13 protein-coding genes are annotated in these 14,200 nt (G+C 70.9%); 4 read left to right on the top strand and 9 right to left on the bottom strand.

What is annotated here, in order from left to right; genetic code table 11:
* From IBL25_RS12565 to IBL25_RS12535, 7 genes are all read right to left on the bottom strand, one after another.
* Window positions 1-231: hypothetical protein (locus tag IBL25_RS12565; RefSeq protein ID WP_187778892.1), on the bottom strand; the 231-nt coding region annotated here is incomplete at its 3' end.
* A gap of 151 nt (window positions 232-382) precedes the next feature.
* A complete protein-coding gene (gene lptG / locus IBL25_RS12560) occupies window positions 383-1,492 on the bottom strand; it encodes an LPS export ABC transporter permease LptG (RefSeq protein ID WP_187778891.1) in 1,110 nt (369 codons plus the stop codon).
* A gap of 7 nt (window positions 1,493-1,499) precedes the next feature.
* Window positions 1,500-2,696, bottom strand: a complete 1,197-nt coding sequence (gene lptF / locus IBL25_RS12555; protein WP_187778890.1) for an LPS export ABC transporter permease LptF — start codon at window positions 2,694-2,696, stop codon at window positions 1,500-1,502.
* A 93-nt stretch (window positions 2,697-2,789) separates the two neighbouring features.
* Complete coding sequence (locus IBL25_RS12550) at window positions 2,790-3,857, bottom strand: ABC transporter ATP-binding protein (RefSeq protein ID WP_187778889.1); 1,068 nt, start codon at window positions 3,855-3,857, stop codon at window positions 2,790-2,792.
* Window positions 3,854-6,064 (bottom strand): ABC transporter permease, encoded by a 2,211-nt coding sequence (locus tag IBL25_RS12545; protein WP_187778888.1) that lies wholly within the window; start codon window positions 6,062-6,064, stop codon window positions 3,854-3,856. Before IBL25_RS12545 ends, IBL25_RS12550 begins: the two co-directional genes overlap by 4 nt.
* 30 nt (window positions 6,065-6,094) lie before the next feature.
* Window positions 6,095-7,129, bottom strand: a complete 1,035-nt coding sequence (locus IBL25_RS12540) for an ABC transporter substrate-binding protein (protein ID WP_187778887.1) — start codon at window positions 7,127-7,129, stop codon at window positions 6,095-6,097.
* A gap of 97 nt (window positions 7,130-7,226) precedes the next feature.
* The gene (locus IBL25_RS12535) at window positions 7,227-8,222 is read right to left on the bottom strand and encodes an NADPH:quinone reductase (protein WP_187778886.1); all 996 of its coding nucleotides are present in this window, start codon (window positions 8,220-8,222) and stop codon (window positions 7,227-7,229) included.
* Window positions 8,223-8,454: 232 nt separating this feature from the next.
* On the opposite strand from IBL25_RS12535, the gene IBL25_RS12530 reads away from it, so the two are divergent.
* On the top strand, window positions 8,455-9,420 hold the full coding sequence (locus IBL25_RS12530; RefSeq protein WP_187778885.1) for a hydroxymethylglutaryl-CoA lyase: 966 nt from the start codon (window positions 8,455-8,457) through the stop codon (window positions 9,418-9,420).
* Window positions 9,421-9,514: 94 nt separating this feature from the next.
* Entirely contained in the window at window positions 9,515-9,898 is a 384-nt protein-coding gene (locus IBL25_RS12525) for an ester cyclase (protein WP_187778884.1), read from the top strand.
* Window positions 9,899-9,964: 66 nt separating this feature from the next.
* Here the strand turns inward: IBL25_RS12525 and IBL25_RS12520 are convergent, their stop codons facing one another.
* Both IBL25_RS12520 and IBL25_RS12515 read right to left on the bottom strand, forming a co-directional pair.
* Window positions 9,965-10,438, bottom strand: coding sequence for an AAC(3)-I family aminoglycoside N-acetyltransferase (locus IBL25_RS12520; protein ID WP_187778883.1), 474 nt, complete (start codon window positions 10,436-10,438; stop codon window positions 9,965-9,967).
* A gap of 61 nt (window positions 10,439-10,499) precedes the next feature.
* Window positions 10,500-11,693, bottom strand: coding sequence for an MFS transporter (locus IBL25_RS12515; protein ID WP_187778882.1), 1,194 nt, complete (start codon window positions 11,691-11,693; stop codon window positions 10,500-10,502).
* Window positions 11,694-11,906: 213 nt separating this feature from the next.
* Here IBL25_RS12515 and IBL25_RS12510 point away from each other — a divergent pair, with 213 nt between their 5' ends.
* Both IBL25_RS12510 and IBL25_RS12505 read left to right on the top strand, forming a co-directional pair.
* Window positions 11,907-13,022 carry a THUMP domain-containing class I SAM-dependent RNA methyltransferase gene (locus IBL25_RS12510; protein ID WP_187778881.1) on the top strand — a complete coding sequence of 372 codons (1,116 nt, stop codon included), beginning with the start codon at window positions 11,907-11,909 and terminating at the stop codon, window positions 13,020-13,022.
* A 118-nt stretch (window positions 13,023-13,140) separates the two neighbouring features.
* Window positions 13,141-14,019 (top strand): NAD(P)-dependent oxidoreductase, encoded by an 879-nt coding sequence (locus tag IBL25_RS12505; protein ID WP_187778880.1) that lies wholly within the window; start codon window positions 13,141-13,143, stop codon window positions 14,017-14,019.
* The last annotated feature ends 181 nt before the right edge of the window (window positions 14,020-14,200 follow it).

Raw genomic sequence — 14,200 nt, 5'->3', positions numbered from 1 at the left:
ATTGGCGACGCCCAGATCCTGGGTCGCGCCGCCGCCCATGACATCGGTGCCCAGCCCCGCCCCCGCGCCCGAGGCGCCGGAGCCCAGCAGCGATTGGGCAGAAGCGCCGCCCGATAGCAGGAGGGCCGGCCAGAGCGCGGCGCCCCCCAGCAGAACGGCGCGCCAATGCGGCCCGCGCCGGACGCGGCGCCGCGTGGTGATCCCGGCCGGATGGTTCCCGGCGCCGTGCATGGCTCGGTGCATGGCCCTTGAATAGCCCGTTACCGGCACGGCGACGAGAGGGCGCTTGGCCCCTGTCATGTTTCAGCCTCGTGGCGCGACATCCTGGCCACGCTGCCGGCCGATCACTTTCCGGTCAGGCCCAGGCCCGGAAAGCCTGGGCTCAGCCGTCTTCCAGATGCAGCAGCAGCGCCAGCGCCAGCATCAGCCCGGCGAGCGAGGGCGCCCAGGCCGCCAGTTCCACCGGCAGGTTGCCTGCCTGGCCGAATTCCTCGGCCACCTTGTCCAGCAGGAACAACGCGAAGCCGGCCGCGACACCGAGCCCAAGGGTGCGCGCCACGTCGCCCCGCCGGGACTGCCGCATGGAAAAGCCCGCCGCCATCAGCGCCATGGCGGCCGCGAGCAGCGGCAGGGAGAGCAGGGAATGGAAATGCAGCCGGTGCCGGATGGCCGAGAAGCCGGAATTCTCCAGCACCTGGATAAAGGCCGGCAGGGCCCAGAAGGAGAGCGTATCGGGGCTGGCGAAGCTTTCCTCGATGCGGTCGGGGGTCAGCGTGGTGGGCACCACCAACATGGCCGGCGCGCCGGCCTGGCGGGTGGCTCCGAAAGTGACGGCATTCTCCAGCGTCCAGGCCCCAGCCGCCAGCCGGGCGGTGGGGGCTTCCACCCGCTCCAGCGGCCGGTCGATGGCGGAAAGGCGCCAGAGCGAGACATCGTGCAGCAGAAAGCTGCCCTGCCCCAGTTCCGGCCGCCCGGCCATGATGATGGTGCCGCCGGGCTCCAGCCCCGTATCCGCCTGCCGCAGCCAGAGCCGCCCGCCGGACAGCATGGCGGGGCCGGAGGCATTGCGCAGATAGGTGGCGTCCAATCGCTCGGCCCGGGAGAACATGGCGGCCGAGAGCGGCGAGACCACGGTGATGGAGAGCACGCCGAGGCAGACCGCCACCAGCACCGGCCCCAGCAGGAAGCCCCAGGCCGAGACGCCCGCCGCCCGCGCCACCACCAGCTCGGAGGAGCGGGCGAGGCGCCAGAAGGCGATGATGCCGCCCAGCAGCACCGCGAAGGGCAGGATCTGCAGCATCACGTAAGGCAGCCGCAGCCCGGCGATGGTCAGCACCAGCCCGAAGCCGGCATCGGCGCGGGTGGCGGCACGGCGCAGTAGCTCGATGAAGTCAAACAGCGCCACGAGCCCGGTCAGCGCCAGGATCATGATGATGGCCATGCTGGCGAAGCGGCGCGCCACATAGGCCGAAAGGGTCAGGGCAAAGGGCATGGGGCGCTCAGGACAGGCGTGGGCCGGGCGCGGTGCCCAGGGAAGGTTCCTCGCCGCCCAGTTCCGGCGGCAGGCGCGGCCGCCGCCGGGGCAGGCCGGGCGAGCCCAGCAGCACCCAGAGGGCGCCCAGCATCGGCAGCGCCACCTGTAGCCAGATCAGCGGAATGAAGATGTTGTCGCGCGCCGCCGCATTGCCCGCGGCCAGGCCCAGGGCCAGCAGCGTCACCACGATACCGACACCCATGGCCGCCGGGCGTGAATCGCCATGGCGGCGGAAGGCGGAGGAGAGCGCGGTGGCCAGGGCCACCAGGGCATAGGCCAGGGCGGTGAAGGGCGAGGAGAGGCGCTGATGCGCCTCGGCGCGGAACTTGCGGATGTCGCGCTCCGGCAGGTTCTCGGCCGGGTCGGGGTGCAGCAGCTCGCCCACGAATCGCTCCCGCGAGTCGCGGTTGCGGCTGGCCTCCTGCTGCGAGCGCGAGGAAGCGGCGAGGTCGAGGCTGTTTTCCTCGAAGGTCAGCACCGAGAGGCGCGGGCCCGGGTTGGGCGCGCCAGGGGGCGACTGCTGCAGGGTCTGCCGCACGCCGTTCTGCAGCGTCACGCGCGGGCCATGCGGGGTGGAGGCCAGCCGGCCGCGCTCCGCCATGATGGTCACGGGCGCGGCGGGGTCGCGCTGGTCATGCACCATGATGCCATAGAGGGTGCCATCCGGGTCCCGCCGCCGGGCATAGACGGTCAGGTCGTCGCCCACCGAGCTGAAGACGCCTTCCTGCACCAGGATGGCGGCCATCTCGTTGCGGATCTCGAACTGCCATTCGCGGAAGGCGGCATGGCTGACCGGCACCAGCCAGATCTGGAGAAAGAGGCAGAAGGCGGTGGAAAGCCCCGCCAGCAGCAGCGCCGGCCGTGACAGCCGCCAGTCGGAGAGGCCGGCCGCGCGCATCACCACCAGCTCCCGGTCCCCGGCCAGCCGCACATAGGTGAAGAGCGTCACCACGAAGGTGGTGATGGGCAGGATGACGGCGACGAATGAGGGCAGCAGCAGCCCGGTCAGCTCCACGAAGACCGCGGGCGAGAGGCCGCGGTCCAGCACCAGCTCAATGAAGCGGAGGCTCTGGGTCAGCCAGACCAGGGCGGCCAGGCCCACCGTGACGGCCACCAGGCCGATGGCGAGCTGGCGGAAGAGGTAGCGGTCGAGGCGGTTCATGTGGCGGCAGGATACCCCCGGCGGGCGGTCCAGGGAAATGGCCGCACGGCCGCCGGTCAATCGCCTAACCCCGCCCCTCTGCCAAGGGGCGTTTCACGCCGGCAATACGGCGACGCCTCGCTGCCCAAGGCTGAGGCCTACCTCTTCCCCCACCCCGCGCGGGCGGCGGGTCTCGGGGTCGATCACGAAGACCTCGCCGGCCTCGGTGGCCAGGGTATATTCCATCAGCCCGCCCAGATAGGCGGCCTTGGCCACCTTGCCGCGCAGCGCGGCGGCCGGGTCGGCCGCATCCAGCAGCGAGACGGCCTCGGGCCGCACGGCCAGCCGCACCGCGCCCTCCGCCGCGCCCCGATGCGGCAGCGAGAGCGTGGTGGCGCCAATGGTCACCCGTGCCATCTCCCCCTCGCGGTGGGACAGCGTGGCGGGAAGCCGGTTGGCCTCGCCCACGAAGCCGGCGACGAAATCGCTGGCCGGGGCCTCGTAGAGGTCGCGCGGCGTGCCTTCCTGCGCGATCACGGCCTGGTTCATCACGATCACCTTATCGGAGATCGCCAGGGCCTCGGCCTGGTCATGCGTCACATAGGCGACGGTGACGCCGAGCCGCTGCTGCAGGTCGCGGATCTCCTCCCGCATCTTGCGGCGCAGCCGGGCATCAAGATTGGACAGCGGCTCGTCGAACAACAGCACCGCCGGCTCCAGCACCAGGGCGCGCGCCACCGCCACGCGCTGCTGCTGGCCGCCGGAGAGTTCCGACGGCAGCCGTTCCTCGAAGCCGGACAGGCCGACCGAGGCCAGCGCGGCCCGCGCCGCCTCCCGCACCCGCGCCTTGGGCTGGCGGGAGATGGTCAGGCCATAGCCCACATTCTCCAGCACATTCATGTGCGGGAAGAGGGCATAGGACTGGAAGACCATGGACACGTCGCGCTCGGCCGGCGGCAGGGCGGAGACATCCTTGCCGCCGATCAGCACGCGGCCCTCGGAAGGGTATTCCAGCCCCGCGATCATCCGCAGCGTGGTGGTCTTGCCGCAGCCGGAGGGGCCGAGCAGCGTGCAAAGCGTGCCCGCCGGGATGGTGAAGGAGACATTGTTCACCGCCACGGCGGTGCTGCCGGGGTAGCGCTTGGTGACATTCTCGAAGCGGACTTCGGCGGCGCGGCTCATGCGATGGCTCCGGGAACAGGCGCGGCGGCGACAGGGGTGGCGGCAGCGGCGGCGCGGCGGCCGATGCGGCGGCGGCCGACGATCAGGTTCATCACCCCCAGCACCGCCAGCATCAGCACGATCAGCGCCAGCGAGGTGGAGATGGCGAGGCCGTAGTCGCCGTTGATGATGCGGTTGACGATGAAGACGGTGGCCAGCTCGGTCTCGGCGGTCACCAGGAAGATGACGGCGGAGACGGTGGTCATGGCGCGCACAAAGGAATAGGTCAGCCCAGCCACGATGGCCGGCCGCAGCAACGGCAGCACCACGCGGCGGAAGGCGTCCAGCCCGCCGCCGCCGAGCGTATGGGAGGCTTCGTCCAGCGAGCCGTCGATCTGCGCCATGGCCGCCATGCCGGAGCGCAGGCCCACCGGCAGGTTCCGGAACACAAAGCAGGCGACGATGATGGCGCCCGTCCCGGCCAGTTCCAGCGGCGGCAGGTTGAAGGCGGCGAGATAGGCCACGCCGATCACCGTGCCCGGCACCGCGAAGGAGAGCAGGGTGGCGAATTCCAGCATCCCCTTCCCCGCGAAGCGGGTGCGGGAAAACAGCCAGGCGGCCAGGATGCCCAGCACCGCCGTGATGGGGGCGGAGATGGCGGCCAGTTCCAGCGTGGTCAGCACGCTGTTCCAGGCCAGGCCGGTGAACTGCCCGCCCTCGATGGAGAAGGCCTTCACGAAGTGGCGCAGGGTGGGCGTGTAGTCGCGGCCCCAGACCTCGACGAAGCCGCCCAGGAAGGCGAGCAGGTAGAGGCCGACCGTCAGCGCCGTCCAGGTGCCGGCGACGATCAGGCAGAGGCGGCGCACGCCGCGCGGCAGCGGCGGCGGCAGGCCGGCATCGCCCTTGCCGGAGATGGAGACATAGGATTTCCGCGCCGTCAGCCGCTGCTGCAGGAAGAAGACCACCAGGGTCAGCACCAGCAGCACCAGGGAAAGCGAGGCGGCGCGCCCGGCATCCGCCTGGGCGCCCACCACCGCGAAGAAGATCTCGGTGGCCAGCACGTTGAAGGAACCGCCGAGCACCACGGCATTGCCGAAATCGGCGATGCTTTCCACGAAGCCCAGCAGGAAGGCATTGGCCAGGCCCGGCAGCAGCAGCGGCAGGGTGATGGTGCGGAAGGTGGCGCGCTCATCCGCCCGCAGGGTCTGGGAAGCTTCCTCCAGCGTCGGCGAAAGCCCCTCCACCACGCCGATCAGCACCAGGAAGGCGATGGGTGTGAAGGCGAAGAGCTGCGCCAGCAGCAGGCCCGGCAGGCCATAGATCCAGCGCCCCAGCTCGATGCCGAACCAAGCCGAGGCGGCCTGGGAGACGAGGCCGGAGCGGCCGAAGATCAGGATCAGCCCGAGGCCAAGGATGAAGGGGGGCGTGACGATCGGCAGCACCGTCATCCAGCGCAGCGGCGCCGGGTAGCGCAGCCGGCCGCGCGTCACCAGCAGCGCGAAGGCGAGGCCCAGCGCCGTGGTGCCCGCCGCCGTCAGCAGCGCCAGCAAAAGGGTGTTCCAGACCACGCCGCAGCGCGGCGCGCCGGCGAGGCAACCCAGGCCCCAGAGCCGGTCGTCCATCAGCCGCGTCACGGCCGAGGAGGGCGCGAAGGCGCCGCTCATGTCGCGGAAGGCGCCGGCCATCATCTGCGCGATGGGCAGCGCGGTGAAGACCAGGATGGAGACGGTCAGCACCACCGCGACCGTGGCGGTGAAAGCATCGCCGCGGAAGGCGCCGCGCCCGGCCAGCCCCGCCGCCAGCAGCACGCAAAGGGCGCAGGAGACGAGGGTGCCGCCCCAGCCGATGCCGTATTGCCGCAGCTCCGTCTCGCCGAAGGTGGCTTCCAGCCAGGGGGCCATCCAGCCGCGCGGGCCGATGCTCCAGCCCTGCGCCGCCAGCAGCCCCAGCCCCAGCCCGCCCGCCAGGAGGAAGAGCCAGGAGCGCGTGGGGCGGGAGAGCGGCAGCAGCGCCGCCGCCAGCCCCAGCATTGGCGCCAGCACCGCCGGCCAGAGCCACCAGCGGCCCTCGGCCAGGATCATGCCCAGGGCGGGGGCACCATCCGGGTCGGTCAGCCAGCCGCCATCGGCGAAGGAAAGAACACCGATGCCGTCCTGCACCAGGTACCAGGGCAGCAGCAGGGCAGCGATCAGCGCAAGGGCGCTGGACCAGAGGCCGGCGGAACGCATGGCGGCGGGGCCTTCAGATGATCGGGTGCGTCAGCGCGGCAGGCTGTTCACCTCGCGGTCCCAGCGCTCGATCAGCCGGCGGCGCTCATCCGAGGAGCCATACTTGGCGAAGTCGTAGTCGATCAGCTTGATCTGATCCATCTTCGGCGCCTCGGCCGGCACCGGGGTGTTGCGGTTGGAGGGCGTCTGGAAGGACTTGGCCTCGGCGCCGATCTGCTGCGCCGCCGGGCTCAGCGCCCAGTCGTAGAAGCGCTTGGCATTCCGCTCGTTACGGGCGCCGGCGACGATGGACATGGAGCCGATCTCGTAGCCCGTGCCCTCGCAGGGGACGACATACTGCACCGGGAAGCCGCCCAGCCGCTCCGTCACCGCGTCATGCACGAAGGAGATGGAGACGCCGGTCTCGCCGCGCGCCACCGCCTTGATCGGGCCGGTGCCGGAGCGGGGATAGGCATTGACGTTGCGGTGCAGGCCCTTGAGGTAGTCGAAGGCCTGGTCCTCGCCCATCAGCTGCACCATGGTGGCGATCATCACATAAGCGGTGCCGCTGGACTGCGGGTTGGCCATCTGGATCTCGCCCTTGAAGCGGGCATCCAGCAGGTCCTTCCAGCAGGCGGGGGCGGCGATGTTGCGCTTGGCCAGCAGCTCCGGGTTGTAGCCGAAGCCCATGGCGCCGGCGTAGATGCCGACCGTGCGGTAGCCGCTCTGCTCGGCCTGCTTGCGGGCCCAGTCATGCAGCTGGTCCAGCATGGGGGAGCGGTAGACGGCGGAGAGCTTGTCTTCCGCCATCTGCAGGTGCGGGTCGCCTGTGCCGCCGTACCAGATGTCGCCGCGCGGGTTCTGCGCCTCGGCGCGGATCTGCGCCAGCACCTCGCCGCTGCCCTTCTGGGACATGTTCACGCGGATGCCGGTTTCCTTGGCGAAGGCATTGGCGGCCGCCTGGCACCACTCCACCTGCGCGGAGCAATAGACATTCAGCGAGCCCTGGGCCGCCGCCGGCAGCGCGCCGAGGGTCAGCGTGGCCGCCACGGTGGCGGCCAGGGTGAAGAAATGACGCGACAGCATCAGGCGAATCCTCCCTGGGCCCCCCTTCACGGAAGGGGGAACGTCCTGCGGCGAGGAATGCAATAAATCTGTCACATTAGCAATTCAGCGACTCGGCTCAGGCCAGCATCACCAGCACCTTTCCAGGGGCGCCGCCGGCCTCCACCGCCTCATGCGCCTCCGCGATCCGCGCCAACGGGAAGCGCGGTCCGATGCGGTGGCGCAGGGTGCCGCGCGCCAGCGCCCCGGTGGTGGCGGCGATGGCGGCGCGGTGCGCTGCCTCCCCCATGGTATAGACCAGGGCGAAGTCCAGCCGTGCGTTGAGGTTCATCAGCTGGCGGAAGGGGATGGCGGGCTCCACCCCGGCATCGGAGGCATAGGTGGCGATGCTGCCGCCACGCTTCAGCACCCGCAGCAGATCCGGCAGATTGGCGGCGAAATTGACATCGATGACGCGGTCGATGCCCCGCCCCTCCGCATCGCCGCAGAAGCTCGCCACGCGGGCGGGCACATCCTCCTCCCGCCGGTTGATGGCCAGCACGGCGCCGGCGGCCAGGGCGGCCTCGGCCTGCGCCGCGTTGCTGACGGTGGCCAGCACCCGCGCCCCCGCCTGGGCCGCGAACTGGATGGCATAGAAGCCCACCGCCCCGGCGCCGCCCGTCACCAGCAGCACCTGCCCCGCCACCGGCCCGCCGCCAAAGACGCAGCGATGCGCCGTCAGCGCCGGCACACCCAGGGCGGCGCCTTCCTCGAAGCTGGTGTTCTCCGGCAGCGGCACCGCCTGGACCGCCGGCAGGGCGACATATTCGGCGGCGGTGCCGAAGGCGCGGCCGAGCTGCGCCTCATAGAGCCAGACGCGCTGGCCGATGCGGGCAGGCTCCACCCCCTCCCCCACAGCCTCGACCACGCCAGCGCCATCCTGGTGCGGCACGGTGCGCGGCCAGGGATTGGGCCGTGCCCCGCTGCCGGAGCGGGTCTTGGTATCGGAAGGGTTCACGCCGCTGGCATGCACGCGCACCAGCACCTCGCCGGGGCCGGGCTCCGGCCGCGGCATCTCGCCCACCATCAGCACCGCGCGCGCCGCGCCGGGCCGCTCGTACCATGCTGCCTTCATGGCTCTTCTCCCCTGCCGGGCTCATGGTGCCGCCATGCCTTGGCCTTGGCCACCGGGAGAAGCCCGCCGCGCAACTGCTGTGCCTGCCGGGCACAGGAGCGGCCAGGCTTGACCGGCCAGGGCCCGCTACCCATCCTCGCGGCAACGGAACTGCATCCACAGAATGGAACGGCGCGCGGTTCAAGGGACCGGGCCAGCCCCGCCTCGACCAGCCGCCCGAGGAGCGCGTGACATGAGCGACCTGCCCACCGCCGTCGATATCCTGGAGGAAGGGCCGCGCGAGGGCTTCCAGATCGAGCCTGGCCCCATCGCCACCGCCGACAAGATCGCGCTGATCGATGCCCTCTCGGCCACTGGGCTGAAGCGCATTCAGGTGGCCTCCTTTGTCAGCCCCAAGCTGGTGCCGGGCTGGGCGGATGCCGAGGATGTGGTGGCGGGCTTCACGCCCCGCCCGGGCGTGGACTACGTGGCGCTCTGGCTGAACCCCAAGGGACTGGAGCGCGCGCTGCGCTTCCGGGGCCGGCTGGCCATCACCGGCTCCATCAGCGTCAGCGCCTCCGAGGCCTTCTCGAAGCGCAACCTCAACCGTGACCAGGCCGGGCAGCTGGAGGCGATGCGCGCCAGCATCGCCGCCCACCGGGCGCAGGGCGTGGCGGTGACGCGCATCAGCGTCATGGCGGCCTTCGGCTGCAACTTCCAGGGCGATGTCACGGTGCCGCAGGCGCTTTCCGCCCTGGCCGGCGCCATGGCCCTGGCGGAGGAGAGCGGCAGCCGCATCGACCGCGTCGTGCTGGCGGATTCCATGGGCTGGGCCAATCCGGCGCATGTGGAGCGGCTGGTGGGCGCGGTGCGGGAACGCTGGCCAGAGCCGCGCCTGACACTGCACCTGCATGACACACGCGGCCTGGGCATCGCCAATGCCCATGCAGGGCTGCGCATGGGCGTCAGCGCCTTCGACGCGGCGGTGGGGGGCCTCGGCGGCTGCCCCTTCGCCGCGCATCCCGGCGCCCCCGGCAATATCGCGACGGAGGAGCTGGTGCTGCTTTGCGAGGAAATGGGCATCCGCACCGGCGTGGACCTGGAGGCCCTGCTGGAAGCCGCTGCCCTGGCCGAGCGCATCGTCGGCCACCGGCTGCCCAGCGCCCTGCTGCGCGGCGGCGGGCTGGCGCCGCTGCGGCAAGGGGCCTTGGCGGGCTAGCCATCCCCTTCCACAGGCCGGAGGCGGACAGGTGCCCGGCCCGGCGCCGTTCCGAAGCAGATCCCCGATCAAGGAGTGCCTCGCTTGGGCCGACATGCCGCTCCCTGACCTCTACCGCGCCTATATCGACTGCCTGAACCGGCGGGACTGGGCGGAGCTTGGCCGATATGTCGGCGGCGATGTCGAGCACAACGGCCGCCCGCTCGGGCTCGCCGGCTACCGCGACATGCTCATCCAGGATTTCGAGGAAATCCCCGATCTCCGCTTCCGCATCGGCCTGCTGGTTTGCGAGCCGCCGCGCGTCGCGGCCCGGCTCCTCTTCGACTGCACGCCCAAGGACCGGTTCCTGGGCCTGAGGGTCGATGGGCGGCGGGTCTCCTTCACCGAGAACGTCTTCTACGAGTATCGGGACAGCAGGATCGCATCGGTCTGGTCGGTCATCGACAAGGCGGCGGTCGAGGCGCAGATCGGGGCGTAGCAGCCGGGCCCGCCGCGGCGCGATGAGCCACCGGCACCCGGCCAGCCGGACAGGATGCGGGCAGGCCTAGGAGGCGCCCGGCGCGACCCCGATGTCGAAATGCAGGACCTCCTCGCGCGTCCCGAGCTTCTCGTAGAGGGCGATGGCGGGATCGTCGCCGTGATCCGCCTGCACAAAGACCACCCAGGCGCCGCGCTGCGCGGCAATCCCACGCAGATGCTCGACCAAGCCTGTCGCCAGGTGCCGCCGACGGTGCTCCGCGGCGACGGCCAGGTCATAGATGTAGATCTCCCGGCGCATTCGCTCGAACTTGTCGAGTTCATAGGCGACGAGGCCACCCAGAACCTCGTCGCCCATCAGCACGGCAATGGCGATCACGTGCTCCTTGGCCAGCAAACCTTCCAGATAGGCCCCGGTCGGCGGATTGCCCCCATAGGTGTCCCGGTCGCCAAAGGCATCGGCGAAGACAGCATTCAGCTGACGGAAGAGGTGGCTATCCCCGGGGCCGAGGCGCCGGAAGACGACGGGCGAGCATGGCATGGCCCGAGGATACCGGATGCCGGGAATGCCCTGGAAGGCTTCGCGGCACCCTTTTCCCGCCTCAGTCGTCCTGCGCGCCTTCCTTGGTCTCGGGCATCCAGAAGAGCACCAGCAGGAAGGCCAGCAAGCCGGTCACGCCCAGGCCGGCGAAGGCGATGCTTGGCCCCACCCAGGTCGCCACCGCCCCCGCCACCATGGTGCTGAGCGTGCCGCCGATGCCCACCGCAAGGCCGAAGATGCCCATGCAGAGGTTGAAGCGGTTGGTGCCGCGCGTGAGGTCGGAGGCGATCAGCGGCACCAGGATCACGAAAACGGCGGCATTGATGCCATCCAGCGCCTGCGCCGCCAGCACCACCCATTGCCCGTCCAGCAGCGCCAGCAGGGCGCCGCGCAGCGGCACCACCGCCAGGCCGGCCAGCAGCACCATCCGCCGCCCCCGCTCATCCGCCAGCCGGCTGATGCCGGGCGAGATCACCGCCACCATGATCTGCGAGGCGATCAGCCCGCCCGCCACCACCAGATTGGCATAGGAACCCGACTGCTGCGTCACCTGCGCGCCGGAGAGCGGCAGCATGGCCGCGTTGGCGGCGGTGAAGAGGCAGCAGACGGCGGCGAAGATCACCACGCTGCGGTTCAGCAGCAGGCGCTTCAGCCCGCCCTCCCCGCTGCCGCGCGTGCGGCTGCGGCGCACCCGCTCCTCCAGGTCCTTCGCCTCGATGCTTTGCAGGGCGATGATGGCGGGTATCACCAGCGCCGCCGTCAGCCAGAAGACCGAGGCGGGCGAGACATAGGCCCCCGCCAGCCCCAGCACCCCCGCCGCCGCCGCATTGCCCAGGGAGGCATAGCGCCCGTTGCGGCCCAGCCGGCGGCTGAGCGCGTGCCGCCCCACCATGGCCAAGCTGATGGCCGCCATGGCCGGCACCAGCACCGCGCTGGCCACGCCATGCAGCACCTCGGAGGCCATCACCGGCCAGGTGGAGGGCCAGAGCGCCAGCAGCACCGCGCTGCCGGCGATGGCCACCAGCGCCAGCAGCGCCGCCATCCGCTTGTTGGGGCTGGCATCCACCACGATGCCGGCGGGCACCTGCCCCGCCATGGCTGTCAGTGTGCCGAGGCTGAGGGCCAGGCCGATCTGCGCCTCGTTCCAGCTATGGGCGGCCAGGTAGACGGCGATGAAGGGGCCGAAGCCCGTCTGCACATCGGCGGCGAAAAAGGTCAGCCAGTCCAGTCCCCGCTGGCTGCGCGTACTCGGCATTCTTCTTGGTATCCTTCCGGAACTGGCTCCGGAGGCATCTGCCGGTGGATTGTGTCCTTGCCTTGGCAACTTCATGGCAAGCGCGCAGGGCGCGCCACGATGGCCCTTCCCCGCCCGGGGTGTTACTGGGGGCCAGCGCTTCTGTTCCTTTCTGTGAGCCCCGTGGGCAGCGAAGGTACCGCTGCGAAGCTTGCCCAGGGCCATGCGGACGAGATGACGGACAACCAGAACTTCGAGATCTTCCTCGCCACCCTGCCGGGCCTGGAGCCGGTGCTCCGCGACGAGGTCGGCTCCAAGGGCTTCAAGCAGGCCAGGGCCGTTCCCGGCGGCGTGACCATCAAGGGCGGCTGGCCGGAAGTCTGGCGGGCGAATCTCTGGGTGCGCGGCGCCGGGCGCGTCCTGGCGCGGGTGGATTCCTTCCGCGCCGTGCACCTGGCGCAGCTCGACGACCGCGCCCGCCGCGTGCCCTGGGCCAGCGTCCTGCGCCCTGACATCCCCTTCCGGGTCGAGGCCTCCTGCGCCGGGTCGCGCATCTACCACAGCGGCGCCGCGGCCCAGCGAATCGAGACCGCCATCCGCGAGACCCTCGGCGCGCCCTGCTCGGCCGAAGCCGAGGTCACGGTCATGCTGCGAATCGAGAATGACCACTGCACGGTCAGCGTCGATACCTCGGGCGAGCCGCTGCACAAGCGCGGCTACAAGGAAGCCATCAACGCGGCGCCGATGCGCGAGACCATGGCCTCGCTCTTTCTCCGGCAATGCGGCTTCGACGGCGGCGAGCCGGTGCTGGACCCGATGTGCGGCTCGGGCACCTTCATCATCGAGGCGGCGGAGATCGCCGCGCGGCTGAACCCCGGCCGCGCCCGCCACTTCGCCTTCGAGAAGCTGGCGAGCTTCGACCCGGAAGCCTGGCAGCGCATGCGCGAGGTGAAGAGCGCGCGCATCCCCGCCACCCGCTTCCATGGCAGCGACCGGGATGCCGGGGCCATCGCCATGAGCCGCGCCAATGCCGAGCGCGCGGGCATCGCCGGATACACCGAGTTCCGGCAGGGCACGATCAGCGAGGTGCATCCGCCCGAGGGGCCGCCCGGCCTCGTCATCGTCAATCCGCCCTATGGCAACCGCATCGGCGACAAGGGCAAGCTCGCCCCGCTGTACCGCGCCCTGGGGCAGGTGCTGGCCAGCCGCTTCAGCGGCTGGCGCGTCGGCCTCGTCGCCAGCGAGCCCCGGCTGGCCCATGCGACAGGGCTGCCCTTCCTGCCTCCCGGCCCGCCGGTGCCGCATGGCGGGCTGCGCGTGTCCCTGTTCCGGACCGGCCCCCTGCCCTGATGCCGCCGGGCGGCGCGGGCGATCCCGTCTACTGCCCCGCACAGGGTTCCGTTATGCTGCGGAACAAAGGCAAGAGCGGCCGGCCTTGGCCGTGCATCCAAGAGGGTCTGGAGTGGGAATGAGCAAGCAGCCAGCCATCGGCATGATCGGCATCGGCCTCATGGGGCATGGGATCGCCTGGAACATCGCGAATGCCGGCTACGGCCTGACCATCCTGGACCATCCCGGCAACCAGCCGGTCGATGACCTGCGTGGCATGGGCGTCAAGGTAGCGCCGCGCATCGCCGATGTGGCGCAGGCCGCCGATGTGATCGTGCTCTGCGTCACCGGCTCACCGCAGGTGGAGGCTATCCTGACCGGGGAGGGTGGCGTGGTCGCGCATCTCCGGCCCGGCACGGTCGTGGTGGATTGCTCCACCGCCCTGCCCGAATCGAGCCGGCGCATGGCCGCCGCCGTGGCCGCCGCCGGCGGGCAGTTCCTGGACGCCGCCATGACCCGCCTGCCGCAGCATGCCCGGGCCGGCACGCTGAACCTGCTGATCGGCGGCGATCCGGCGCTGCTGGAGCGGCTGCGCCCGCTGCTCGACACCTTCAGCGAGAACATCACCCATATCGGCGATGTCGGCTCCGGCCACCTGATGAAGCTGATGCACAACTATGTCTCGCTCGGCTTCGTGGCGCTGCTGGCGGAGGTCGCGGCGCATGGCCAGAAGGCCGGGCTGGAGATGGCGACGCTGATCGAGGTGCTGGCCCAGGGCGGCGGCGGCGGCACGGCCCTGCAGCGGATCTCGCCCTTCCTGCTGGAGGGCGACCCCGCCTCCATGCCCTTCACCATCAGCAATGCGGCCAAGGACCTCGGCTACTACCGTCAGGCGGCCGAGGCCTCCGGCATGCCGCGCGCCATTGCCGATGCGGTGGGCAGCACGCTGGACGGGGCGGTTTCCAGCGGCCATGGGCAGGATTACGTGCCGCAGCTCGCAGCCTTGCTGAAGCCTTGAGCACGCCGCGGGCCTCGGGCTCGCAGCCCTGAGGAAGCGGTCCGGCCTCAAGGCCCCGCCTGACGCGCGCTTCACCCTGTCGGGGAGCCGGAAACACGAACGGCGGTGCCTGGAAAGGCACCGCCGCCGGAAGCTGTCACGCCTGCCGCCGCCGAAGCGGCCTCATGTAGGGGCACGCTGA

This window comes from Pseudoroseomonas ludipueritiae (assembly GCF_014490445.1).
Taxonomy (GTDB): domain Bacteria; phylum Pseudomonadota; class Alphaproteobacteria; order Acetobacterales; family Acetobacteraceae; genus Pseudoroseomonas; species Pseudoroseomonas ludipueritiae.
Note: the sequence above shows the minus strand (reverse complement) of the source record. Positions and strands in the feature narration are given on the sequence as shown.